We start from the raw sequence: 26,310 nt of genomic DNA on the forward strand, positions 1-26,310 counted from the left end.
GCCCCCCGCGCGGCGCCTAGCCGCTCTTGCCGATGCTGGCGCTGGGCAAGGTGCCGTCGGCGGGGGCTGCCGGCGGGGGCAGGATTTCGGTGATCGCGCCCGGCACCCGCCAGTCCAGCGTGTCGAAGGAATGGCAGGACGGGCAATGGGGCGTCCAGCTGGCCGGGGCATGGCCGCAGGCGCGGCAGAACCAGCGCGCCTCGGCCTCGCCGCTGGCGGATTTTTCCTGCCACTCGGTGGCCCGGCGCTGGTCGCCCTTCTCGCGCCGTTCGAGTTCGGCGAGGAGATCGAAGGTGCGCCGCGTGGCTTCCCTGGCGTTGACGAGAACCATCAGCGCCTCCCGCGCCTCGGCCCATTGCCGCAGGTTCAGCGCCTGTTCGGCGGCAAGGAGGCGGCTTTCCCGGGCCGAGGGATTGATGGCGGCGAGGCTCGCCATCCGATGGGCGCGCTCGTCCCCGGAAAGCTCGCCGCCGATATCGGCGTAAGCCTCGGCGATATCGGGATGGGGATAGCTGGCCCAGGCGTTTTCCAGCATCCGCTCGGCCTTGCGCCGCTTGTCCGAGGCGGCGAGCAGGCGGGCGAGGCGGGTGGTCGCCGGCACCAGATCGGGCGCGAGGCCATGGGCCGTCTCGGCAAGGGTCAGGGCCTCGCGCGTGTCGCCCCGCGCGGCGGCGGCATCCGAGCGGCCGACCAGCACCACGGCGCGGTGGCGCTTGCCCTCGTCATTGTCGATCAGCTTGTGGCGCAGGGCGCCGACCAGGGTTTCCTCCGCCGCGTGCCATTCGCCAAGCGCGGCCTGCAGGCCGAAAATCTCGCTCGCGACCCAGGGCGCGCCCGGGCGCAGCGCCTGTGCCTCCCGCGCGAGGGCGAGGGAGGTATCGTTGTCGCCCCGCCGCCGGGCCAGCACGATGAGACCGCGCAGGCCCAGGAACCTGGTCTCGTCGTCGTCCAGCATCAGGCGGTAGGCGCGTTCCGCTGCGTCTGGATCGCCGTTCAGCTGCGCCGCCTGCGCCGCCAGCAACAGGGCCAGGGGCGAGGCATTGGTGGCGCCTTCGGCCGCCACCGCCTGCTTGCGGGCATCCCGCGCATCGCCCGCGGCAATGGCGACGAGACCGCGCACGATGGCCAGCTCGCCCTGACGGCGGCGTTTGGCGAGGCGCCGGGCGGCGAGCAGGCGCGGCCCGCGCGAGGCGATCAGGATCAGACGGCCGAGGGCGGCGAAGATCGCGATCAGCAGGATGAAGGCGACGATCAGCACGGCGATCGAAGTCTCGATCCGGTAGCCCAGCCATTCGACCGCGATGGCGCCCGGCCGGTCGGCCAGCCAGGCCGCGACCGCGGCGATGGCGAGGACGATCAGAAAGCCGAGGGCGATCTTCAGGACGGCGCGCATGGTCAGTTCGCCTCGGCGAAGCGGGCCGAAACCTCGCCGTCGAGCAGATCGACTGCCGTTTCCGCCGCCAGCCGGGCCTCGGCATCCGCCTTCCAGCCGGCGAGGGCATTGGCCGCGCCACCCTGAAGCGGTGCAATTTCAGTCAGCGCGCCGGCCAGATCGCCGCGTCCGAGCCGGGCTTCGGCGCGGGCAAGACGGGCCTCGACCGAATCGCCCTCGATCTCGCCGATGGGGCGCACGGTGACCAGATTGCCGGCCTCGGCCAGCAGGCGGTCGACCATGTCGCCATCCTGCGGGATGCGGGCGGCCTGCAGGGCGGCGCGGGCCTGCGCGGCGAAGCGGGCGGCAAGGCTGGCGCGGTTCGGCAGGCCAGCGGCGGCATGGGCGGACAGCGTGTCCAGCGCCTTGCCGATGGCGGGTTCGCGCAGAAGGCCGAGGGCCTCGAAATGACCGCGCACGGCATCGAGCGGGGCGGCGAAGGGCGCCTCGCCCTCGACCCCGCTGCGCAGCCGGCCGATGGCGTAGACGAGGGAAACGCCGCGCCCGACGGATTTCAGGCGCTCGGTCTCGCTGGCGATGCGGGTATCGGTCTCGGCCGACGCGGTCTTCAGGGCGGCGATCTCCCGCTCCAGCCCGGCGAGTGCCTCGGGATCGACCATGGGCAGCGCGGCCAGCTTGGCCTCGAGCGCCGCCATGCGGGCGGAAAGGGCGGTATCGGCGATGATCCCGCCGGGGGCCGGTGCCGGTGCCGGCTCGGGGCTGGCGGGTTCGGCTGTCGGGGTGTCGCCGCCGTCTTCGGTCGCGGCCAGATTTTCTTCGAGCGCGCCCTGCCGCTCGCGCAGGGCGGCGATCTCGTCGCGGAGTTCGGCGAGGGCCGCCTCGCTCGACGAAGGATCCTCGGCGGCGGTATCGCCGGTTTGCGAATCGCCGGCCGCGGCGACGCGGCCTTCCAGCGCCTGAAGCTTGCGATCAAGGGAGGCGACGGCGGTTTCGAGGGCGCCGACACGGCTTTCGAGCGCGCCGCCGTTGACCGGAATCGGCGCCGTGGCGGCGACCGGGGCGGCGATCAGCCTCTCGCCATAGAAGTGCCAGATGGCGGCGCCGGCGCCGATCAGCACGATGGCGGAAACGCCCAGCCACAGACTGCGGCGCGAGCCGCGCGGCGCCGGGGGCATGGCATAGGCCGAGGAGTCGAAGCGCGGCGGCGGGTCTTCCAGCGGTTTGTCCAGGATGGGGGCATCGCTGCCCGGGCCGGCATCGCCGCCGGTCGCCGCTTCGATCTCGATGTCGAGGTCGCGCGGGTCGGGTTTCTGGCCCGGCTGGTCGGGACGCTCGGTCATGTCGTGCTCCGTTGATCAGGCGAAGAGGCGATCAGCGCCACGAGGTCGGCCTCGGTCGGATGCGCCGCCACCAGGACCCGGCCGAAACCGAGAGGGGCCAGCGCCGCCGCCACCGCCGCCGACAGGCAATAGGCTGACTTGCCGCTGAAATCGGGTCTCGGCCGGCAAGCCAGCGCGAGGGTAACAAAGGTCGCCGCAGTGCGGGGAGAGAAAAACAGAATCCCGTCGAAAGCCCCGGCGATCAGGGCTTCCCGGATATCGTCCGGCAGCGCGCGCGCGGCTTCCGAATCGTAGAGCGTGATCCGGTCGACGGCGAAGCCCCGCGCCGTCAGCAGCCCGGCGAGGTCCCCCGCGAGGCTGGCGCCCGCGGCGTGGATCAGGCGCCCGCCCGCTGGATCGAGTGTACGGGCGGCGAGTTCGGTCAGGGCGTGGACATCGCCGTCGGCGCTGGTCACGGCGGCGAAGCCTGCGGCGCGGGCCTTGCGCGCGGTCGAATCGCCGACCGCCAGCACCGGCAGGTCACGCGCATTGGTCGCCGCGGCGAGGGCGGCGACACCGCTGCCGCTCGTCACCAGAAGCGCCTGCGCCCCGGCGAGGTCGAGGGCGACATCGCTCCGGGGCACGATCTCGATCAGTGGCGCGACGGCGCATTCGTGGCCCGCAGCCGTTAGATCGCGGGTCAGGCGGGCCGCTTCGGCGGCGATGCGGGTGACGAGAAGACGCATTACCCCCGGCCGAGCAGGGCGGCCGCGCCCCGGTCCAGCAGGATGCGCGCCGCCTCGGCCCCGATGGCGAAGGCGTCGGCCTCGGGGCCCGAGGTGGTGACGGCGAGGCGGGCGCTGCCGTCGGGGGCCAGGGTTTCGCCCATGAAGGTCAGGCCGCCCGCGCCATCCGGCCGGGCAAGGCCGGCGATGGGCGTCCGGCACGAGCCGTCGAGCCCGGCGAGGAAGGCGCGCTCGCAGGTCGCGGCGAGGGCGCTGGGGCCGTGGTTCAGCGGGGCGAGCAGGGCGGCGACGCGGGTATCCGATATCCGCCGCTCGATACCGATGATGCCCTGGGCGATGGCGGGCAGCATGTCCTCGGGCGCGAGGATGCCCGTCGCCTTGTCGGCGAGGCCGAGCCGGCGCAGGCCCGCGAGGGCGAGGAAGGTCGCGTCGAAAGTGCCGTCGGCGATCTTCGACAGGCGGGTGCCGACATTGCCGCGCAGGGATTCGACGACGAGGTCGGGCCGCCGCGCCTTCAGCTGGGCGCCCCGGCGCAAGGACGCGGTGCCGACCCGCGCCCCGGCCGGCAGGGCGGCCAGGCTGGCGGCGCCGATCAGCGCGTCGCGCGGGTCTTCCCGCTCGAGGAAACAGTCGATGACGAGGTCGTCCGGCAGGACCGTCGCGACATCCTTCATGGAATGGACGGCGAGGTCGATGCCGCCGTCGAGCAGCGCCTCTTCGATTTCCTTGGTGAACAGGCCCTTGCCGCCGATTTCCGACAGGCTGCGGTCCAGGACCTTGTCGCCGGTCGTCTTGATGATCACGATCTCGGCCGGCAAAAGGTCGGGGTGGGCAGCGGCCAGCAGGTCGCGCACCATATGGGCCTGGGCTAGGGCAAGAGGACTGCCGCGGGTGCCGATTCTCAAGGTTGCTTGCAAGGTCCGACCATCCAGTGTTACGGCAAAGCCTTAACATGCGGTCAGGGGATATGGAAACCACCGGGATCGCCGCAGCATCCTGTCTGGTGCTGGGCATCGAATCGTCCTGCGACGAGACCGCCGCCGCCGTCGTGGCCGGCGACCGGCGGATTCTGTCCAATGTCGTGCTGTCGCAGCTCGACGAACACCGGCCCTATGGCGGCGTCGTGCCGGAAATCGCCGCGCGCGCCCATGTTTCCCATCTCGATGGCCTCATCCGTCAGGCGCTGGCCGAGGCGGGGGTCGGCCTGTCCGACCTTGCCGCCATCGCGGCGACGGCGGGACCGGGGCTGATCGGCGGCGTCATCGTCGGCCTGACCACGGCCAAGGCGCTGGCGCTTGGCAGCGGCAAGCCGCTGATCGGGGTCAATCACCTCGAAGGTCACGCCCTGACGCCGCGACTCGTCTCCGAGGTCGGCTTTCCCTATCTGCTGCTGCTCGTCTCGGGCGGGCATTGCCAGCTGCTGGCGGTCGAGGGGGTGGGGCGCTACCGCCGCCTCGGCACCACGATCGACGATGCGGTGGGCGAAGCCTTCGACAAGACGGCGAAACTGCTCGGCCTTGGCTATCCCGGCGGGCCGGCGGTGGAAAAGGCGGCTGAAGCCGGCGATCCGGCGCGTTTTGCCCTGCCGCGGCCGATGATCGGCCGGCCGGGCTGCGATTTTTCCTTCTCCGGGCTGAAGACGGCGGTGCGCGAGACCCTGGCGGGCCTGTCCCAGCCGGTGTCGGCGCAGGACAAGGCCGATCTCGCCGCCAGTTTCCAGGCCGTCGTCGGCGCCGTCATGGTCGACCGGACGCGCCGCGCCCTTGCCCTGATGCCGGCGGGCACGCCCCTCGTCGTCGCCGGGGGCGTCGCCGCCAACCGGCATCTGCGGGCGCGGCTCGAAGTGCTGGCGGGCGAATCGGGCTCGCCCTTCGTCGCGCCGCCGCTGCGTCTGTGCACCGACAACGCGGCCATGATCGCCTGGGCCGGGGTGGAGCATTTCCGCGCCGGCCACACCGATGCCCTCGACATCAAGCCGCGGGCCCGCTGGCCGCTCGATCCCGTGGCGGCGGCGGCTGGTGCAAAGGCCTGAAGTCCACAAAAAAGAAGCCCGATCCGGGGCTGGCCGGGATCGGGCTCTAGGGCAGCGCGACAGTTGCGGTGCGCCGCAGGGTGGAAGGTCCGGGGAGACCGAGACCCTCCAGGGAAGGCTGCGCGTCAGATCAGGCCGACGTTCTGCACCATCTGCGCGGTGAGCGCGACGGCATAGACGGCAACGGCGGCGAGAGCGAAGCGATCGAAGAAGCGGGCGAAGGTCTGCATGGTCGTTGGTCCTTGGAATGGGGTTCTGCGAGGGGGCCGCGGTCGCTCAGGCGAGGGCGGCGATGTGTCCGGCGCTCTCGATCACCACGGCGGCGGCGTAAAGCAGCACGGCGGCGGTCATCAGGCTGGCCAGGATCGAATTCAGGCGCGTGGCAATCATGGTCGGTCTCCGCCTTGACAGGGTGCGGCTCAGATCGCCAGCACGTTGCTGGTCATCTGCACCAGGGCGGCCGCGCTGTAGGTCAGCACGACCAGCGTGGCGATGCGGCCGAAGCTCAGTTTGGCGGCGATGTGTTCGATGGTCGTCATGTCCATCCTCCTGCGGCTCTCGTCCGGGCCTGCCCCCTTGGGTCACCGCCGCTGAACGATGAATAATAAATATCTCAGGATTTATTCACCGCAAGCCCTTTTTTGCATTTTCTGTAAATATTTTTCGATCCGTTCACTCGTCAGCGAGAAAATTCCGGCCGAAAGCCGCGCATTCCGCCGCTTTCGCTAAAAACTACCAAAAATGTTCATTGATCACGGGCGACCCCAAGGGGCCGCAGGGCACCCCTCCCGGAGGTGCGGGAGAAAGCCTAGGACTGAATGCCGGGGCTGAAAATCAGTCAGTTGGTCGCAGGACCTTGGTCGAAGGCCCGGCGGCGATGCCGGGCCGGCCGATCAGATCTTCAGCACGACATGGGCGACGTCAGGCTCGCCCGGGGTCGATTTGACGACGAAGCCGAGTTCGACCGCCAACTGCAGCATGGTCCGGTTCTCGCGCAGGACCTCGCCGTAGATCTCGCGCAGGCCCCGCTCCTTGCCATAGGAGATGATGCGCTCCATCAGCAGCCGGCCGAGGCCGCGGCCCAGCCGGTCCGAGCGGACGATGACGGCATATTCGCCCTTCTCGCCGTCGGGATCGGAGACGAGGCGGCCGGTGCCGAACCATTCCGCCTCGCCCGGGGGGCCCTCGCCCATCAGAACGAAGGCCATTTCCCGGTCGTAGTCGATCTGGGTCAGCTTGGCGGCGAAGGCGTGGCTGAGTTCCTTCATCGGCGCGAAGAAGCGCAGGCGCAGATGCTCGGGGTTGACCGTGGTCACGCCCTTGATCAGCGGTCGCTCGTCCTCGGGCCGGATCGGCCGCAGCTGGTAATGGTCGCCGACATCGTCGACCACATGTTCCTCGAGGGTCTTCGGATAGGGCCGGATGGCGAGGCGCTTGCTGCCCGGCTGGCTCGCCTCGGCGAGGCGGAAGCGGGCGTCGAGCACGATCACGCCTTCCGGATCGGCGACCAGCGGGTTGATTTCCAGCTCGATGATTTCCGGGTGGTCGATGGCAATCTGCGCGACGCGGAGCAGCGCGAGTTCCAGTGCCCGGCTGTCGATGCCCGGCCGGCCCGGTCCGCCGGACAGGAGGTTGGCGACGCGGGTGCGGCCGATGGCGTGGCGGGCCAGCGCCATGTTCAGGGGCGGCAGGGCGACGATGCGGTCGCGGATCACCTCGCAGGCGGTGCCGCCATTGCCGAAGACGACGACAGGGCCGAACTGCTCGTCCTCGACGAAGCCGAGCAGCAATTCGTGACCGTCCGGGAGGATCACCATGGGCTCGACGGTAAAGCCGTCGATGCGGGCCTGGGGCGCCCGCGCGGTGACCCGGCGCATCATGAGTTCGGCCGCGCGGTGCACGTCGTCCGGCTCGTCGAGGCCGAGGGTGACGCCGCCGACCGCCTTCTTGTCGATGGGATCGCGCGTGGCGATCTTCAGGACCACGGTCGCGCCGATGCGCTTGGCGTGCTGCGCCGCCTCCGCCGGGGTCGCGGCAAAGATCGGCCGCACCGTCGGAAAACCATAGGCGGAGAGCAGGCGCAGGGCATCCGGGCCATGGACCCATTCGCGGCCGGCGAGGCGATGTTCCTCGATTTCCTGCGCGACGGTCAGGCTGTCGACCGAGAAATCCGCCGGCATCGAGGCCGGGGTTTCCGCCAGCAACTCCTGGTTCCGGCGATAGGCGACCATATGCATGATCGCCCTGGCCGCCTGACGCGGGGTCGAGAAGGTCGGGATGCCCGAGGCGCGCAGGGCGGCCCGCGCCGCCCGCGCCTCGGTCTCGCCCATGAAGCAGGCGATCAGGCGGGGCTGGCGACGCACGCCGAAGCCGCGCAGCGTCGCCTCCACCGCCGAAAGCGCGGAGGAGACCGCCGACGGCGTATGGACGACCAGAATACCGTCGACGCCGCGATCCGCCGTCAGCACCGGCAGCACTTCGGCGTAACGTTCGGGCTCGGCGTCGGGGCCGATGTCGATCGGATTGAGGTCCGATTTCAGGCCGTGAATGCTGGCGAGGCCGGCCAGCGTCTCGCTCGACAGTTCGGCGAGGCGGGCGTTGCGGTCCTGCAGATGGTCGGCGGCCAGCAGGCCGGCGCCATAGCCATTGGCGAGGATGGCCAGACGGTCGCCCATGGCCGCCCCGGGGAAGCCCAGGGTGGCGGCGGCATCGAACAATTCCTCGACCGCGTCGACACGGACGCAGCCGGCGCGGGCCAGCACGGCATCGAACACCGCGTCGGCATCGGCGAGGCGGCGAATCGCCGTCGTCGCCGGGGGCAACGGGCCGAAGCGGCCGGCCTTCAGCACAACGACCGGCTTGATGCGGGCTGCGGCCCGCAGCGCTGACATGAACTTGCGCGGCCGGGTGATCGACTCCAGATACATGATGATGGCGCCGGTCGAATGATCGAGCGCGAGGAAGTCGAGGACGTCGGCAAGGTCGACATCGCATTTGGCGCCCAGCGAGACGGCGCGGGAAATGCCGATGCCGTTGCCCGCCGCCCAGTCGATCAGCGTGTCGAGAATGCCGTTGGAATGGGTAATGAAGGCAAGGCGCCCGGGCTGGGGCAACACGGGCGAGACCACGGCCTGCAGGCCGATGGCCGGCACCGCCAGGTTGAAGGCGCCGGGCCCGACGATGCGCAGGCCAAAGGGATGGGCGGCGGCCAGCATGGCGGGCACGATTTCCGGGTTTTCCGGCGGCGCGCCGACGGCGAGCACGACCTTGCAGCCCTTGCGGCCCAGTGCCTCGATCAGGGCGGGGGCGCGGTCGAGATCGCCGTTGAGCACGGCAAGCTCCGGCGTCTCGGCGAGGGCCTCGATCGCCTCGACCTCGTCGAGGGCGACCAGCAGGTGGCCATGGAACGGCGCGCGCTGCATCCCGTTGGCCACGGCGGCAGCGACGGGATCGCGCGGCTCGGCCGGGCCAAGCAACGCAACGATACGCGGATTGAACAAGTATTCGAGATAACGCACGGTCATGGCCCATCATCCCACGAAGCTGGCCGTTCGTCCCGTGATCAGTTTGGGACAAATCCTGAGGAAAGACGATCCATGAAGGCGATGCTTGTGACCGGCCTTGGTCTTGGCCCGCGCGGCATGAAATACGAGTCCATCCCCGAACCCATTGTGGGAAAAGGGGAAATTGTCGTCGGTGTGCGGGCGGCGGGGGTCAATTTCGCCGACAGCCTGATGCTGAATGGCCGGTACCAGACGAAACAGCCGCTGCCCTTCTCCCCGGGACTTGAAGTCGCAGGGGTGGTCACGGCGGTGGGCGAGGGGGTGTTCGACCATGCGGTCGGCGACCGGGTGCTGGCGATTCCCTCCTATGGCGGCTATGCCGGCAAGGTCGCCGTGCCGGCCGCGCGGGCGGTGAAAATCCCCGATGCGATGGATTATGTCACCGCCGCCGGCTTTCCGGTCGCCTATGGCACGTCCCATCTCGGGCTGTGGCATCGGGCGCGGCTGAAGGCGGGGGAGAAGCTGCTGGTGCTCGGGGCGGCGGGCGGTGTTGGTCTGACCGCGGTCGAACTCGGCGTGCTGATGGGGGCCGAGGTGATCGCCGTCGCCAAGGGCAAGGCCAAGCTCGACGTCGCCGCGGTGCAAGGCGCGCATCACCTGATCGACGCGGAAGCGCCCGATCTGAAGGATGCGATCATGGCCGCGACCGGCGGCGCCGGGGTCGACGTGATCTATGATCCTGTCGGCGGCGCCCTGTTCGAGGCGGGCATGAAGGCCGCCGCCTTCGAGGCGCGGGCGCTGATCATCGGATTCGCCTCGGGCGAGGTACCGCAGATCGCCGCCAATCGCCTCCTCGTGAAGAATGTCGATGTCGTCGGCTTCTGGTGGGGCGCCTATGCCGACAAGGCGCCCGCGACCATGGCGCAATCCTTCCGCACCCTGATCGGCTGGTGGGAAGAGGGGCGGCTGCGCCCCCATGTCTCGGACACACGGCCCCTCGCCCTCGCGGCCGAAGCCCTCGAGTTGGTGCTCGAGCGCCGCTCGACCGGCAAGGTGGTGATCACCGTCGACGAGACGGAAAGCACCTGACGGTAAATGGGGCGGCCCGGGGGTGCCGCCCCGCCCCTTACTTCGTCGTATAGCCGCCGTTGACCAGAATGGTCTGGCCGGTCATCCACCAGCCGTCGGAGACGAGGAAGCGGATGAAGGGCACGATATCCTCGATATCGGTCAGGCCGGTCCGGGAAAAGGCCGACAGGGCGGCGGCGGTCTTGTGATAGGCGACCGCGTCCGCGCCTTCGGCCGGATAGAAGAAGGGTGTGTCCATCGGCCCCGGGCCGATCGCGGTCACCGAAATGCCGCGGGCGCCGAATTCCTTTGAGGCCGCGCGGGTGAAATGCTCGACCGGCGCCTTGGTCCCGGCATAGGACGCATAGAAGGGCGTATAGGCACCCAGCAGCGAGGTCACCAGCGTGCAGATCTTGCCATTGTCGTTCAGGTGGCGCCCGGCCTCCTTCAGGAAGAAGAAGGCGGTCTTGGCGTTCACCGCCGACATCTCGTCATATTCCGCTTCGGTGATCTCAACGATCGGCTTCTTCAGCACCTTGCCGACGGTATTGATCGCGATATCGGGCCGGCCCACGGTGGCGACCGTGTCGGCGAACAGTTTTTCCATCGCCCCGGCCGTGGTCAGATCGGCCTGAAGGGCGACGCCTTCGGCCCCGGCAGCGCGGATCGCCGCCAGCGTCTGCTCCGCGGCGGGTTTGGTCGCTTCGGTATTGTAATGGATGACCACCGCCTTCGCGCCCTGTTCGGCGAGATCTCGGGCCAGCAGCCCGCCCAGGTTCTTGGCGCCGCCCGCGATCAGGACGGTTTTGCCTTTGATGCTGTGGTCGGTCATGCCACGCGCCTCCTCATAACGCGGCCGCGAGGTGCCGCCGCTCCGGGTTTGCAGCATGTCGTTTGAAAAACCTGGATAAAGTACCTTATTCTGACATGACCTGTCGGAATTCATGGACAATGAGGCCTGATCCTTGGACCGCATCGACCTGTTCCGCATCTTCACCCGGGTCGTCGACTGTTCCAGCTTCACGCGGGCGGCCGATACGCTGGGCCTGCCGCGTTCGTCGGTCTCGGCCGCGATCAGCGAACTGGAGGCGCGGGTCGGGGCCCGTCTGCTGCACCGGACCACGCGCAAGGTATCGCCGACCCATGACGGTACGGCCTTCTACGAACGCTGCCTGCGCCTGATCGCCGATGTCGAGGAAGCCGAGGGCCTGTTCCGCGATGGCGCAGACGGTCCGTCCGGGCGGTTGCGGGTCGACGTGCCGGGGCGGATCGGTCGCCTGATCGTCGCCCCGGCCCTGCCCGAATTTCTGGACCGCCATCCCGGACTCGACATCGAGTTGCGGGTGACCGACCGGGCGGTCGATCTGGTGGAGGATGGTGTCGACTGCGTGTTGCGGGTGGGGCCGCTGGCCGATTCCGGCCTCGTCGCGCGCAGGATCGGCGACCTCGCGCTGATCAATGTCGCCAGTCCCGCCTATCTCGCCCGCCATGGGGTGCCGCTGTCACCCGCCGATCTGGACGGTCACCATGCGGTCAACTACGCCTCTCCTTCGAGCGGGCGGGTCGAGGATTGGGAATGGCTCGAGGCCGGTGTCCTGCGCAGCCGGTCCTTGCGGGGGCGCGTCACCGTCAATAGCGCCGAGAGCTATATCGCCTGTTGCCTGGCCGGGCTCGGCCTGATCCAGATCCCGGCCTATGATGTCCGCGCCCATATCGACCGGGGCGAACTGGTCGAGGTCATGCCGGGCCACCGGGCCGAGGCGATGCCGATGACACTGCTCTATCCCCACCGCCAGCATCTCTCGCGACGACTGCAAATTTTCGCGGATTGGCTCGAAGCCCTGCTCCGGCGCGCGATCCCGGGGCAAGCCCGGCCGTAAGAGGGGCGCGCTTGCCGACAGTCGTGTTCGACGGCGAAACCGGCCGCTGTTGTCAATTCGTGGGCAATTCCGACCGCAAAGATACACAGTAATCCTATTGCTTTGTTCTGCGAGAGAGACATAGTTTTACTGTAATGTTCCGGGGGGGACACTCATGAGCGGCAGTTCTACAACTTATGCGTCCGTCAGCAAAAAGGCGGGCGACACCGGCGATGTTAACGGTCTGTTGTGGGGGTATAAATGGACCCTCACGACATTGACCTTCGCCTATACAAGCTCTGCCGCCGAATATACCGAAGACGGTTACGAGGCGGTCAACGGTCTCGTGGCTTTCGGCGACCCCCAGAAGGCCGGTGTTCAGCGTATGCTGGACAATGTCGCCGCTGTGACGCAGCTGAGCTTCCAGCTCACGACCGACACCAGCGCCAACCTGCGTTTCGCCATGGTCGATTCCATCGACAGCGGGGCGTCCGACACGCTCCACGTCCCAGGGGGATCGAATAATTCGGCCGAGGCCACGCCCCCCGACCCGACCAATTTTCCTGACTATGCCCATGGCGACGCCTGGTTCAACAAGACCGCCTACAACAGCCCCGTGCCCGGCACTTTCGGCTGGGCCGCCGGCATCGCGCATGAGATCGGCCATGCCCTCGGCCTGAAGCACGGCCATGCGAGCCAGACCGTCCATGGCGAGGCCTTCCCCAAGCTGCCCAACGACCACGACAGCCAAGAATATTCGATCATGACGTACAAGCGGTACGTCGGCAGCCCGACCGTCGGCAATACGGCGGCGGATTACCCGATCGGACTGATGCAGGACGATATCGCGGCGCTGCAATATCTCTATGGCGCCAACTTCACGACCAACGCCGGCAATTCGGTCTATACGTGGAGCACCACCACCGGCCGGATGTCGATCAACGGCACGCCGCAGCAGGATCAGGCGCCCGCGCGCAACATGATCTTCCAGACCATCTGGGACGGTGGCGGTAACGACACCTATGACTTCTCGAATTACGGCTCCCAGGCGCTGAACGTCGACCTGCGGCCGGGCAACTGGACGACGGTCAGCAATGAGGCGCTGGGCACGCAGCGGGCCTGGCTGGGCGCCGACGACGGCGTCAACCATTTCGCCCGCGGCAACATCGCCAATGCGCTGCTCTACAACAACGATGCCCGTTCGCTGATCGAAAATGCCATCGGTGCCGGCGGCAACGACACGATCACCGGCAACGACGCCGACAATGTGCTGGACGGCCGCGGCGGCGGCGACACGCTCGACGGCGGCAACGGCACGGACACGGTGAGTTACAGCGCGTCCAGCGCCGCCGTGACCGTCAACCTGGCCCGCGCGAGACTTGACCCGTCCCATGCCCAATATATCGCCCCGACGGGTGGCGACGCGACCGGCGACCGGCTGATCTCGATCGAAAACCTGACCGGCAGTTCCTTCGACGACACGATCACCTCCAGCACCACGACGACGATCATCCGTGGTGGCCTCGGGGCCGACACCATCACCGGTGCCCTTGGCAACGAAACCTTCTATGGCGCGGACAGCAACCTCGTCGTCAATGGCGGTTTCGAGGTCATCGCCAATCCGGTTGTCCGGGCGAACGGCTACGTCACTTCGGTCAGCGAGGTCGACGGCTGGACGCGGTTGTCCGGACCGGGGCTGGAGCTGTTCACGGTCGGCGAGGCGGGCGCCCCTTCGGAAGGCAAGTTCGGCCTGGACATGGAGCAATATAGTTCCGCGTCCAACATAGCGATCACCCAGCAAATGACGCGGGCCGAAGACGGCGTGCTCTATCGCCTTGCCTTCGACGCGAGCAAACTCGATGGCTCCGGTGCCCGGCTCGAGGTTTACTGGGGCGGCCAGAAGCTGAACTGGACCATCGACGGCCATACCAACGCCTATATCGACCCGACCACGAGCACCCTGGTCTATTACATTGACCTCGTCGGCGGGGTGGGCGCGGGCGGCGACAAGAATCGACTGACCTTCAAGGAAATCAGCACCGATTCCGATGCCAACGGCACGCTGCTCGACAATGTCCGGATGTACCGGGTCGATCCGAACACGGCGAAGGCCGACGACGACGATCCCTTCTCGGACGGTGGCGACACATTCACACCCGGCACCGGCTCCGACACGGTTTTCGGACATGGCGGCAACGATACCGCGATCTTCAGCGATACTTCGGGTGGCACCGACAATTACGACGGCGGATCGGGTGACGACGACCTGCTGGTCATGAACTGGTCCGGGGCGCAGAGCGCCATCCTCTACAGCGCGCCGGGCACCACGAGTTCCCCGGTGATCGGCGAAGCCGGAAACTATCGCATTTTCAGCAACGGCCAGAACCTCTACTTCAAGGAGGTGGAGCGCTTCAACCTGACCGGCGGCGCCGGTGGCGACATGCTGCGCGGCGGCGAACGCAACGACACGCTGATCGGCAATGGCGGGGACGACACACTGGTTAGCGGCGGCGGCGTCGACACGCTCCGAGGCGGTAACGGCTTCGATCGCGCCGTGATCAGTCTGTCGGGCGGCAACAACTCGATCGTTCTGAAAGACGCCATCGGCAGTGGAACCGTGACGCTGTCGAATGGGACCATTCTGTCTTCGATCGAAGCGATTGATCTCGAGGCCGGCAGCGGCAACGATTTCCTCGACGTGCGGGGGACCGTCGTCAATCCCGTGGGAATGCCGTCGACAGACCCCAACTTCCAGCGCACCAGCACGTTCTTTGACGGCAAGGCCGGCAACGACACGCTGGCGGTCGATCTGGCGACCTCCTATAGCGCCGTATTCAATGGCGGCCAGGGCAGCGGCGACCTGCTCATCATGGACTGGTCTGCCGCCTCCTACGGTATCTTCCTGCAGGACAATGTCTATCGCAGCTATTCCCACACCGTCACCGTGGTCAGCGAAGGCGTCTCCCATTCCACTGAATATTTCTTCTCGACCACTTTCGTCGGCGTGGAGCGGTTCGACCTGACGGGCGGAACCGGAAACGATTACCTTTATGGCGGCAGCGGCGCCGATCGCCTGGGTGGCGGACGCGCCGGCAAGGACGTGGTGGAGGCAGGCGCTGGCGCCGACACACTTGTTGTCGACTGGGGCGGCGTGACGGGTTACGGCATCTATAGTTTCGATATAACCGGCAGTGTGGCCGCCGGTTATAATGGCAGTTATCACAGCGACCCCGACTACAGCGACCGTAACCGGGTCGATTTCTCGGGGATCGAGCGTTTCGAGATCACGGCGGGCGATCAGGGCGACGGTATCGTGACCGGAGACGGTGACGACATCCTCAATGGCGGGGCCGGTAACGATACGCTGTCCAGCGCCAGGGGTAATGACGTGATTGATGGCGGGCTGGGCGATGACCGCTGGATAGCGGACCAGTCGGCCCTCACCGTGCAACGCCCCATGGTGCTGAACCTGCGCAGCGTATCACCCGCCACTTACGGCTCGGGCGGGTCGGTGCGCGGCATCGAGATGCTGACCCTGTCCACGGGCGCCGGCAACGACATCATCACGACCCTGATCGCCTTCTTCGACGACAATCTGACGACGGGCGCCGGCAACGACACCGTCACGGTCGGCGGCGGCAAGGATGTCGTGGCTGCGGGCGCGGGCACGGACACGCTGATCGTCGATTGGTCCGGCGTCACCGGTTACGGCAGCTACAGCTACGATTTCACCGGCAGCCTGGCCGATGGATACAGTGGCAGCTACCACAGCGATCCCGATTATGCTGATCGCAATCGGGTCATTTTCTCCGGCATCGAGCATTTCAACGTCAAGACCGGAGACCAGGGCGATGCCATCGCGACCGGGGATGGCAACGACACTGTCGCGACCGGTGGCGGAGACGACACCATCGTCAGCGGCAAGGGGGTCGACAACATTGATGGCGGTGTGACGATGGTCGACGGGGTCGCGACGACCGGCGCCGACCGCTGGCACGCCGATAAGTCCAATGCGACGCTGGACATTGTCATCGACCTTACCCGTTCGTCCTCGAGCTACCGGTTGACCGCCGACAGCGGGCTCGGCAAGGTCCGGGGGATCGAGGCGCTGGGCCTCGGCAACAGCGATGGCAACCGCTTCGCCAGTGGTGCCGGCGATGACAAGATCGTCACCCGCGGGGACTTCCTCGGCGATTTCATCGAAACCAATGGCGGCGATGACACCGTCACGATCAAGGCCGGCAAGGATGTGATCATCGCCGGCAGCGGCACGGATACACTGATCGTCGACTGGTCAGGCGTCACCAGTTACGGCTTTGGCACCTATGAATTTTCCGGCAATCTGGCCGGCGGATACGGCGGCACCTACCGCTCCGATCCCGACTACGCCGACCGTAACCGGGCCGATTTCTCCGGCATCGAGCATTTCGATGTCAAGACCGGCAGCCAGGATGACGGCATCGTGACCGGCGACGGCAATGACAGCGTGGCGACCGGCGGCGGTAACGATACCATCGTCAGCGGCAAGGGCGTTGACCTCATTGACGGCGGCACCGGTGGAGCGGACCGCTGGCAGGCGGACAAGTCGGACGCGACGCTGGCTATGATCATCGACCTGACCGCGTCGTCCTCCAGCTACCGGCTGGTCTTGGGCGGGTCGACCGGCACGGTGAAGGGCATCGAGGCGCTGGGCATTGCGGGCGGTGCCCGCTTCGCCACTGGCGCCGGTGCCGACAGGATCGTCACCCGGGCCGACTTCCTTGGCGATTTCATCGAGACGAACGGCGGTGCCGACACCATCACGGTGAAGGGCGGCAAGGACGTGGTCCTGGCCGGCGACGGGATGGATACGCTGATCGTCGACTGGTCGGGCGTTACCGATTACAGTTTCGGCAGTTACGAGTTCGCGGGCGATCTGGTCAATGGTTATGCCGGCACCTACCGCTCGGACCCGGATTATGCCGACCGTAACCGGGTCGATTTCTCCGGCATCGAGCGATTCGACATCAAGGCCGGTAACGGCAACGATGGCATTGTCACCGGCGACGGCGACGACAGAGTGGCGGCCGGCCTGGGGAGCGACACCATCGTCACGGGCAAGGGCGCCGATGTCGTCGACGGCGGGGTGGCGGGTGCCGACCGCTGGCACGCCGACAAATCCGATGCAACGCTGGCCCTGACCATCGACCTCGATCGGTCATCCTCCAGCTACCGTCTGACCGAGGGGGGCGCATTGGGCTCGGTCAGGGGGATCGAGGCGCTGGGGCTCGGGAACAGTCCAGGCAACCGCTTCGCCACCGGCGCCGGCGCCGACAGGATCGTCACCCGGGCCGATTTCCTCGGCGATTTCATCGAGACGAACGGCGGCGCGGACACCGTCACGATCAAGGGCGGCAAGGACGTCGTCCTGGCCGGCGACGGGGTGGATACGCTGATCGTCGACTGGTCGGGCGTTACCGATTACAGCTTTGGCAGCTACGATTTCGCGGGCGATCTGGTCGCCGGCTATGCCGGTACCTACCGCGCCGACCCCGACTACAACGACCGTAACCGGGTCGATTTCACCGGCGTCGAACATTTCGACATCAGGACCGGTAACGGCAACGACGGCATCACGACCGGCAACGGCGACGACAGGCTCTCCGGCGGGGCGGGCGACGACACGCTGTCGTCCGGCAAGGGCAATGACGTCATCGACGGCGGTCTGGGCAACGATCGCTGGATTGCCGACAAGTCGGCCCTGACGGAGTCGCAGGGCTTCATCCTGAACCTGCGCAGCGCCACCGCCTCGACCTATGGCACCGGCGGATCGGTCAAGGGCATCGAAATGCTGACCCTGACCACGGGGGCGGGGGCCGACGTCATCACGACACTGGCCAGTTTCCTCAACGATTCGATCGACACGGGGGCGGGCAACGACATTGTCACGGTCGCCGGTGGCAAGGATGTGGTGTCCATGGGGGCGGGCACGGGCGATACGCTGGTGATCGACTGGTCGGGTACGGCCGGTTATGGCTTCGGCAGCTATGATATTGTAGGCACCCTCGCCGGGGGCTACAGCGGCTCCTATCACGCCGATCCTGATTACGGCGACCGTAACCGGGTCGATTTCTCGGGGGTCGAGCATTTCGACATCAAGGGGGGCAGCGAGGGCGACGCCATCGCGACCGGGGATGGCAACGACACCCTGAACGGCGGTGGCGGCAACGACACGCTGTCGTCGGGCAAGGGCAACGACGTCATCGACGGCGGCGCCGGCAACGACCGCTGGGTCGCCGACAAGTCGGCGCTGACATCGGGACAGGCATTCGTGCTGGACCTGAACAGCGCCGGTGCAGCAACCTACGGCACGGGCGGGTCGGTGCGCGGCATCGAAATGCTGACCCTGACCACGGGGGCGGGGGCCGACGTCATCACGACGCGGGCCGATTTCTTCGATGACACGGTCACCACGGGCGCGGGCAACGACACCGTGACCGTCGCCGGTGGCAAGGATGTGGCGGCATTGGGGGCCGGCAAGGGCGACACGCTGGTGGTCAACTGGTCGGCGGTGTCGGGTTACGACATCTATAGTTACGACGTCACGGGCAGTCTGGCCACGGGCTACAGCGGCACCTACCGCGGGGATCCCGACTATGGCGACCGCAATCGGGTGGCGTTCTCGGGTGTCGAGCGCTTCAATCTCTGGACCGGCAATGGCAACGACAGCCTCAGGACGGGGGATGGCAACGACATCCTGAACGGCGGCCTGGGCAATGATTCGCTGTTCGGCTTCGGTGGTGCCGATACCTTCGTGTTCAGCACCGCGCTCGGCGCCGGGAACATCGACAGGATCATGGATTTCAGTGTGGCGTCCGCGCCGGTCCACGACCTGATCCAGCTTTCGTCCGCCATCTTCAATACGCTGGCGCTCGGCGGCCTCGCCGCCGCGGCCTTCAAGGATATCTCGAACGGGGTCGTGGATGACAGCGACCGCATTCTGTACGACGGCGCGGCGGGTACGCTCTTCTTCGACGAAGACGGGTCGGGCGCCATCGACATGATCCAGTTCGCCACGCTGGACAACAAGGCCGCGCTCAGCAGCCTGGACTTCGTGGTGGTCTGACGCATGGGGGGGCCGACCGGCAAGGTCGGCCCCCGCTTCCAGTCCATGCCTCAGCCCGCCGGGAGCGGGGGTGTGAGGGCTGGATTGTGTGTGCCGGCGATGACGCTCCGGCACCGGCGCCCGGGGTCGAAGCGGGCGCCTCTTTCGAGAGAGATGGGTTTCCAGGGCAATTCGTGGAAACGTCCTCCGACAAACCCCCATTATCGAGGCCAGGTGCGCTTTCGCGCCGTTTCGCGTTTGTTCCGACCGAGCCCGTGGCGCTTCTCCAGAAGGCGTAAATGGGGATTCATTGCCGCCATTTACCCTGTCCGCCCATTGACCGCCCATCTTTACCCATGATATCCCAGATCATCCCATCTCGCAGGCGCGACAAGCCCCTGACCCGTCGCAGCGCGCGGGGTGGACCGGGGGCATTCGATGCTGGCGTTGTTCACGTCCACATACACCAACAAGGTGGACAAGAAAGGGCGGGTTTCCGTCCCGGCGCCCTTCCGCTCGCTCGCCGCGTCCCAGGGCTTCAACGGCGTCTTCGTCTATCCCTCGCTCGACTATGCCGCCATCGACGGCTCGGGCGCGGCCTATTTCGAGCGCCTCGCCGCCATGGTCGACGAACTGCCGCCCTTCTCGGAGGAGCGTGAAGCCTTCTCGACCGCCATCTTCGGCGCCTCGCACCAGCTCGGTTTCGATCCGGAAGGCCGCATCATCCTGCCGGAAAACCTGATCGCCCATGCCGGCCTGTCGGAAGCCGTGGTCTTCGTCGGCCTCGGCCAGCAGTTCCGCATCTGGGAGCCGACGGCCTTCGCCGAAATGAACGCCAAGGCCGCCCAGATCACCCGCGAAACGCGGACCCGCCTGTCCTGGCCGGCCCGCGCGCCCGCCACCGGCAATGGCGGCACCAACGGGGGAGGCGCGGCATGAGCGACATGCTGAACACCGACGGCCCCCATATCTCGGTCCTTGGCCGCGAAGTGGTCGAGGCGATCGCGCCCCAGCCGGGCGAGACCATTGTCGACGGCACCTTCGGCGCCGGCGGCTATGCCCGCGCCTTTCTCGGCGCCGGCCCCCGGCTCGTCGTCGGCATCGACCGCGACCCGACGGCGGTGGCGCGCGGCCGCGCCTTCGAGGCGGAATTCGGCGCGCGTTTCGCCATGCTCGAAGGCTGCTTCGGCGACATGGAAAGCCTGCTCGCCGCGCGTGGCATCGACGGTGTCGACGGCGTCGCCCTCGACCTCGGCGTCTCCTCCATGCAGTTCGACGAGGCGGAGCGGGGCTTCTCCTTCCGCGAGGACGGCCCCCTCGATATGCGCATGGGCGGCCCCGGCCGCACCGCCGCCGATATCGTGAACGAAACGGCCGAGGAAGACCTCGCCAACATCATCTACGACTTCGGCGAGGAACGCGCCTCGCGCCGGATTGCCCGTTTCATCGTGGCGGCCCGGGGCGAAGCCCCGATCACGCGCACGCGCACCCTTGCCGACATCGTCGCCCGCGCCATCGGCCGCGGGGCGGAGCGCGACCGCATCCACCCCGCGACCCGGACCTTCCAGGCCCTGCGCATCGCCGTGAACGACGAGTTGGGCGAGCTTGATCGCGGCCTCGCCGCCGCCGAGCGCCTTCTGCGGCCGGGCGGTCGTCTCGCCGTCGTTTCGTTCCACAGTCTCGAGGACCGGGCCGTGAAACGGTTCCTGTCCAAGCGTGCCGGGGCAGAGGGTGCTCCGTCGCGCCATGCGCCCGTTCGTGCCGGCGGACGGGCGCCCAGTTTCGACCTGCTGTTCCGCGGCGCCGCCAAGCCGGGCGACGACGAGATCCGCATCAATCCGAGGGCCCGCTCGGCCCGCCTGCGTGCGGCGCGGCGGACCACGGCCCCGGCATTCCCCATCACCGAGGAGGCCCGCCGATGAGCCGCATCCTGACCCTGGCCGCGATCGGCCTCGCCGTCGGTACCGCCGCCACCCTCTATCAGGTGAAATACGAGGTTCGCCTGCTCGAACAGGAAGCGCGCGAATTGCACCGCGGCGTGACCCGCGAGCGGCAGTCGATCCAGGTGCTCGACGCTGAATGGGCCTTCATGAACCAGCCCTCGCGCATCCAGGATCTGGCCGAGCGCTATCTCGACCTGAAACCGGTGAAGCCGACGCAGATCACCACGATCGACCGTCTGCCCCTGCGCCCGGTCACGCCCGATATCGCCCCCGGCTCCGCCACCCCGGGTGACGGGCTGGTCGCCTATGCCGTGCCGCCGTCCGCCAGCGCGCCGTCCGGCGTGCCGATGCCGACCCTGCGGCCCCAGGCCGGCCGCGCGGCCCCGGCCCGGGTCGAGCCTGCCTCGGCCCCCGCGGCCGCCAGCCCGCAGAAGCCCGCCCCGGCGATGGCCCCGGCCGCCGCCAAGCCCGCGCCGGCCAAGCCCGCCGCCCCGGCGGTCCCCGCCACCGTGCCGGCGCGCAGCCCCGCGCCCGCGCCGGCTCCGGCGCGTCCGGCGGCGCCCCCGGTCACGCGGACGGCCGAAGTGCCGCGCGCGACGCCGGTCTCGGCGACGTCCTACGACGATCAGACCATCGCCGATATCGACAGCCTGTTCGCCAATGCCGAAGCCAGCTATCCGACGGGGCGCCGATGACCGAGATGGATCGCGAACCGCTGAACGTCGGGCGACAGCCGTCCCTGACCCAGGTTCATATCCCGGAAGGCGTCACGCTTTATGTCGGGCCGCGCACCGGCCAGACGGTCATGCTCGACGGTCAGGCCAAGACGGCGATCGAGATCGGCCGCAGCCGGCTGATGATCCTCGGCGCCGTGTTCTGCTTCTGCTTCCTCGCGCTTAGCCTGCGCCTGTTCGACCTGACGATCCTTAGCCAGCCGGACGACAGCCGCGCCGCGACCTCGGGCGAGCCGATCGCCGAACGCGCGGCCATCACCGACCGCAACGGCACGGTGCTGGCCACCAACCTGACCACGGCCTCGCTCTACGCCAACACGACCAAGCTGATCGACGTCGACGAGGCGGTGTCCAAGCTGATGCGGGTGCTGCCCGACCTGTCGCGGGTCGAGCTCGATGCCAAGCTGCGCTCGGGCAAGAGCTTCGTCTGGATCCGCCGCAACCTGACCCCGCGTCAGGAATACGAGGTGAACAGCCTCGGCCTGCCCGGCTTCGCCTTCCAGCGCGAGGAGCGCCGGGTCTATCCCTTCGGCCGGCTGGCGGCCCATATCCTCGGCTTCGTCGACATCGACTCGAAGGGCATCTCGGGCATCGAGGCCCGCTTCGACGAGGACCTGCGCGACCCCTTGCGCGCCGGCAAGCCGCTGCAGCTGTCGATCGACATCCGCATCCAGCACGCCGTGACCGACGAGCTGGCCAAGGCGATCCAGACCTTCCGCGCCATCGGCGGCGCGGCGCTGGTGCAGGACGTGCGCACGGGCGAAATCCTCGCCATGGCCTCGCTGCCCGATTTCGATCCGAACAACCCGCGCGACGCAACGCCCGAGAACCGCTTCAACCGCGCCACCCTCGGCACCTACGAGATGGGTTCCACCTTCAAGACGTTCAACACGGCGATGGCCCTCGACAGCGGCGTCGCCAAGCTGACCTCGTCCTATGACGCGACCCATCCGATCCGCATCGCCCGCTTCACGATCAATGACGACCATCCGAAGTATCGCTGGCTCTCGGTGCCGGAAATCTTCATCTACTCGTCCAACATCGGCTCGGTGAAGATGGCGCTCGACGCCGGGGTCGACACCCAGCGCGCCTTCCTGACCAAGCTGGGCATGACCCGCCGCCTGTCGGTCGAACTGCCGGAGACGGGCTCGCCGCTGGTGCCCAATCCCTGGCGCGAAATCAATGCGATGACCATCGCCTTCGGCCATGGTCTGTCGGTCACGCCGCTGCATCTGTCCACGGGTGTTTCCGCCCTCGTCAACGGCGGCATCTATTTCCAGCCGACCCTGCTGCATCCCGACAGCGCCCATCCGCCCGCGGGCGAGCGGGTGATCTCGTCCAAGACCTCGGCCGCCATGCGCAAGCTGATGCGCCTCGTCGTCACCATGGGCACGGGCAAGAAGGCCGACGTTCCGGGCTACTGGATCGGCGGCAAGACCGGCACGGCGGAAAAGGCCGCGGCCGGCGGCTATGCCCGCAAGGCGCTGCTGTCCTCCTTCGTCTCGGCCTTCCCGATGACCGAGCCGCGCTATGTCGTGCTCGTCATGATCGACGAGCCGAAGGGCACCAAGGAAACCTACGGCTATGCCACCGGCGGCTGGACGGCGGCCCCCACGGTCGGCCGCATCGTCGAACGTATCGCGCCCATGCTGGGCGTCCTGCCGACCGACGGCCCCGATCCCGCGACCGAAGGCGGCGTGCTGATCAGCGCGTCGACCGACAAGGACTGAAGGACAGAGACATGGCGACGCAACGCCTCGCCGACCTGATCCCGGACCTTGTCCCAGGTCCGGCGGTCGGCGCCACCGACATTTCCGCGATCACCGCCGACAGCCGCGCGGTCGTGCCCGGCGCCCTGTTCTTCGCCCTCGCGGGGAGTCGGGACGACGGCCGGCGCTATGTCGCCGACGCCATCGCGAAGGGCGCCGCCGCCATCGTCGCCGCCTCGGCCGACGGGATCGAGGTCGGGTCCGTTCCCGTGATCGCCGCCGCCGACCCGCGCCGCGCCCTCGCGCTGGCTGCCGCGCGCTGGTTCGGTGCCCAGCCGTCGACCGTCGTCGCCGTTACCGGCACCAATGGCAAGACCTCGGTCGCCAGCTTCACCCGCCAGATCTGGGAAGCCACCGGCCGGCCAGCCGCCGCCATCGGCACCCTGGGCGTGACCACGGCGGCGGGCGATGCCCCCCTCGGCGCGACCACGCCCGATCCGGTCGTGCTGCACCGGGTGCTGGCCGATCTCGCCGCCCGCGGTATCGACCATGCGGCGATGGAAGCGTCGAGCCACGGTCTCGATCAGCGGCGGCTGGACGGCGTCCGCCTGTCGGCCGGCGCCTTCACCAATCTGACCCGCGACCATCTCGACTATCACCACGATTTCGGCAGCTACCTCGCGGCCAAGCGCCGGCTGTTCGACACACTGCTGCCCGCGGGCGCGCCCGCCATCGTCAATCAGGCGGGCGAGCCGGGCGTCGCCATCGCCCGCGCCGCCCGCGAGGCCGGCCTTCGCCTCGTCACCCTGGGCGGGGAGGGGGCGGATATCGCCCTCCTGCGCCGCCAGCCGACGGCGGCCGGACAGGCCCTGCGCCTGTCGCTGTTCGGCGAGATGTTCGAAGTCGAATTGCCGCTGGCCGGGGATTTCCAGGCCGCCAACGCCCTCGTCGCCCTTGGCCTTGTCGTCTGCACCGGCACCGATGCCGGCGCTGCGGTCGGCGCCATCGCCGGCCTGCGCGGCGTGCCCGGCCGGCTCGAACTCGCCGGGGTTCATGCCAGCGGCGCCCCGGTCTTCGTCGACTACGCCCATACGCCCGACGCGCTGGAGCGGGTGCTGGCGGCCCTCCGCTCCCACGTCGAGCGGCGCCTGATCGTCGTCTTCGGCTGCGGCGGCGACCGCGATCCCGGCAAGCGGCCGGAAATGGGCCGCATCGCCGCCCGCCTCGCCGACCGGGTGATCGTCACCGACGACAACCCGCGCAGCGAAGAGGCGGCGACGATCCGCGCCGCGATCCTCGCCGCCAGCCCCGGCGCGGTCGAGATCGGCGACCGTACCGCCGCCATCGCCGCCGCCGTCTCCGACCTGTCGGCGGGCGATGTCGTCGTCGTCGCCGGCAAGGGCCACGAGCAGGGTCAGATCGTGAAGGGCGAGACCCGCCCCTTCGACGACCGCGCCGTCGTGCGCACGGCCCTGCGCATCATGAGGGGAGGGGCGGCATGAGCGCGCTCTGGACGTCGGCCGAGATCGCCGCCGCGACCGGCGGCAAGGCGCTGAGCGATTTCGACGTCGCCCATGTCGTCTTCGATTCGCGCAAGGTCGAGACCGGGGATTTCTTCGTCGCCCTGTCCGGCAGCAAGGTCGATGGCCATGATTTCGTCGCCCGCGCCCTCGCCGCCGGGGCGGCCGGCGCCCTCGTCACCCATGTGCCCGAAGGCGTGGCCGAAGATGCCGGCCTCGTTATCGTCGCCGACACGATGGTCGGGCTCGAGGACATGGCCCGCGCCGCCCGCGCCCGCGCCGATGTCGTCGCCATCGGCGTCACCGGCAGCGTCGGCAAGACCGGCACCAAGGAGGCGCTGAAGGTCGCGCTGGCGCCCAGTGGGCCGACCCATGCCTCGGTCGGCAGTTTCAACAATCACGTCGGCGTGCCGCTGACACTCGCCCGGATGCCGCGCGAGACGCGCTATGGCGTGTTCGAGATGGGCATGAACCACCCGGGCGAACTGACGCCGCTGTCGCGCCTCGTCCGGCCGCATATCGCCGTGATCACCACGGTCGAGCCGGCGCATATGGAATTCTTCCCCTCGGTCGAGGCGATCGCCGACGCCAAGGCGGAAATCTTCGCCGGGGTGCCGGCGGGCGGTGCCGCGGTGCTGAACCGCGACAATCCGCATTTCGACCGGCTGGCCGTGGCGGCGGCGGCGCGGGGCCTGCATGTCGCGGCCTTCGGCACGGCGCCCGGCTGCCATGTCCGCCTGCTCGACCTCGTGCTGAAGCCCCATATGGTGGTGGTCGACGCCATGGTCGGCAGCCGCCACCTGACTTACAAGATCGGCACGCCGGGCCGGCACTGGGCGATGAATTCGCTCGCCGTCATGGCCGCGGTCGAATTGTCGGGCGCCGACCTCAGCCTCGCCGCGCTGGCGCTGGCCGAGATGAAGCCGCCGGCCGGTCGTGGCCGGGCCCATGTCGTCACCCTCGCGTCCGGTGGCAGCTTTACCCTCGTCGACGAAAGCTATAACGCCAGCCCCGCCTCGATGCGGGCGGCTTTCGCCAATCTCGCCCTGTCCGAACCCGGGCCGCGCGGCCGGCGCATCGCCGTGCTTGGCGACATGCGCGAACTGGGGGCCGACGCCGATGCCCTGCACGCCGGTCTCGCCGATGCGCTCGTCGCCTCGGGCGTCGATCTCGTCTTCGCCTGCGGCCCCCATATGAAGGCCCTCTACGAAGCCCTGCCCGCCCCTATCCGCGGCTGTCACACATCCGACTCGACGAGCCTGGCGCCCTATGTGTCAGAGGCGGTTCGTCAAGCAGATGTTGTGGTGGTGAAGGGATCTTTGGGCAGTTATATGGCTTCGATCATCGCTACACTACTAAAGCTTGATTCGGCTGATTCGGCCCCGTGAGGGCGTCGGACA

Annotated in this window: 16 protein-coding genes; 10 read left to right on the forward strand and 6 right to left on the reverse strand. The window is 68.3% G+C overall.

Features of this window, described 5'->3' with window-relative positions; translation table 11 throughout:
• Positions 1-16 precede the first annotated feature (16 nt).
• The 4 genes from DKG74_RS07870 to hemC are packed head-to-tail and all read right to left on the reverse strand — an operon-like array spanning position 17 to position 4,363.
• Complete coding sequence (locus DKG74_RS07870) at positions 17-1,393, reverse strand: heme biosynthesis protein HemY (RefSeq protein WP_109904412.1); 1,377 nt, start codon at positions 1,391-1,393, stop codon at positions 17-19.
• A 2-nt stretch (positions 1,394-1,395) separates the two neighbouring features.
• The gene (locus tag DKG74_RS07875; protein ID WP_109904414.1) at positions 1,396-2,733 is read right to left on the reverse strand and encodes a mitofilin family membrane protein; all 1,338 of its coding nucleotides are present in this window, start codon (positions 2,731-2,733) and stop codon (positions 1,396-1,398) included.
• A complete protein-coding gene (locus DKG74_RS07880) occupies positions 2,730-3,458 on the reverse strand; it encodes a uroporphyrinogen-III synthase (protein ID WP_109904416.1) in 729 nt (242 codons plus the stop codon). Before DKG74_RS07880 ends, DKG74_RS07875 begins: the two co-directional genes overlap by 4 nt.
• A complete protein-coding gene (gene hemC, locus DKG74_RS07885) occupies positions 3,458-4,363 on the reverse strand; it encodes a hydroxymethylbilane synthase (RefSeq protein ID WP_279340860.1) in 906 nt (301 codons plus the stop codon). The genes DKG74_RS07880 and hemC overlap by 1 nt, the downstream gene beginning before the upstream one ends.
• A gap of 47 nt (positions 4,364-4,410) precedes the next feature.
• On the opposite strand from hemC, the gene tsaD reads away from it, so the two are divergent.
• Positions 4,411-5,490 (forward strand): tRNA (adenosine(37)-N6)-threonylcarbamoyltransferase complex transferase subunit TsaD, encoded by a 1,080-nt coding sequence (gene tsaD / locus DKG74_RS07890; RefSeq protein WP_243404050.1) that lies wholly within the window; start codon positions 4,411-4,413, stop codon positions 5,488-5,490.
• 893 nt (positions 5,491-6,383) lie between these two features.
• Here the strand turns inward: tsaD and DKG74_RS07895 are convergent.
• Entirely contained in the window at positions 6,384-9,014 is a 2,631-nt protein-coding gene (locus tag DKG74_RS07895; protein WP_109904422.1) for an acetate--CoA ligase family protein, read from the reverse strand.
• A gap of 72 nt (positions 9,015-9,086) precedes the next feature.
• Between DKG74_RS07895 and DKG74_RS07900 the strand changes: the two genes are divergently transcribed.
• Positions 9,087-10,082, forward strand: a complete 996-nt coding sequence (locus DKG74_RS07900) for an NADPH:quinone oxidoreductase family protein (protein WP_109904424.1) — start codon at positions 9,087-9,089, stop codon at positions 10,080-10,082.
• 37 nt (positions 10,083-10,119) lie between these two features.
• Here DKG74_RS07900 and DKG74_RS07905 read toward each other — a convergent pair whose 3' ends face one another.
• Positions 10,120-10,893, reverse strand: coding sequence for an SDR family oxidoreductase (locus tag DKG74_RS07905; protein ID WP_109904634.1), 774 nt, complete (start codon positions 10,891-10,893; stop codon positions 10,120-10,122).
• A gap of 133 nt (positions 10,894-11,026) precedes the next feature.
• On the opposite strand from DKG74_RS07905, the gene DKG74_RS07910 reads away from it, so the two are divergent.
• The 8 genes from DKG74_RS07910 (at position 11,027) to DKG74_RS07945 (ending at position 26,298) form a co-directional block, all read left to right on the forward strand.
• Positions 11,027-11,941 carry a LysR family transcriptional regulator gene (locus tag DKG74_RS07910; protein WP_109904426.1) on the forward strand — a complete coding sequence of 305 codons (915 nt, stop codon included), beginning with the start codon at positions 11,027-11,029 and terminating at the stop codon, positions 11,939-11,941.
• A 256-nt stretch (positions 11,942-12,197) separates the two neighbouring features.
• Positions 12,198-19,025, forward strand: coding sequence for a M10 family metallopeptidase C-terminal domain-containing protein (locus DKG74_RS22400; RefSeq protein ID WP_165837586.1), 6,828 nt, complete (start codon positions 12,198-12,200; stop codon positions 19,023-19,025).
• 417 nt (positions 19,026-19,442) lie between these two features.
• Positions 19,443-19,943 carry a division/cell wall cluster transcriptional repressor MraZ gene (locus DKG74_RS07920; RefSeq protein WP_109904430.1) on the forward strand — a complete coding sequence of 167 codons (501 nt, stop codon included), beginning with the start codon at positions 19,443-19,445 and terminating at the stop codon, positions 19,941-19,943.
• 5 nt (positions 19,944-19,948) lie between these two features.
• Entirely contained in the window at positions 19,949-20,926 is a 978-nt protein-coding gene (gene rsmH / locus DKG74_RS07925; RefSeq protein ID WP_109904636.1) for a 16S rRNA (cytosine(1402)-N(4))-methyltransferase RsmH, read from the forward strand.
• Entirely contained in the window at positions 20,923-21,642 is a 720-nt protein-coding gene (ftsL, locus tag DKG74_RS21470) for a cell division protein FtsL (protein WP_133251538.1), read from the forward strand. Before rsmH ends, ftsL begins: the two co-directional genes overlap by 4 nt.
• Complete coding sequence (locus DKG74_RS07935) at positions 21,639-23,411, forward strand: peptidoglycan D,D-transpeptidase FtsI family protein (RefSeq protein WP_243404051.1); 1,773 nt, start codon at positions 21,639-21,641, stop codon at positions 23,409-23,411. The genes ftsL and DKG74_RS07935 overlap by 4 nt, the downstream gene beginning before the upstream one ends.
• Before the next feature lie 11 nt (positions 23,412-23,422).
• Complete coding sequence (locus tag DKG74_RS07940; RefSeq protein ID WP_109904434.1) at positions 23,423-24,892, forward strand: UDP-N-acetylmuramoyl-L-alanyl-D-glutamate--2,6-diaminopimelate ligase; 1,470 nt, start codon at positions 23,423-23,425, stop codon at positions 24,890-24,892.
• Positions 24,889-26,298, forward strand: a complete 1,410-nt coding sequence (locus tag DKG74_RS07945) for a UDP-N-acetylmuramoylalanyl-D-glutamyl-2,6-diaminopimelate--D-alanyl-D-alanine ligase (RefSeq protein WP_109904436.1) — start codon at positions 24,889-24,891, stop codon at positions 26,296-26,298. Before DKG74_RS07940 ends, DKG74_RS07945 begins: the two co-directional genes overlap by 4 nt.
• Positions 26,299-26,310 lie beyond the last annotated feature (12 nt).

This window comes from Zavarzinia aquatilis (assembly GCF_003173035.1).
In the GTDB taxonomy this organism is placed as follows: Bacteria; Pseudomonadota; Alphaproteobacteria; order Zavarziniales; family Zavarziniaceae; genus Zavarzinia; species Zavarzinia aquatilis.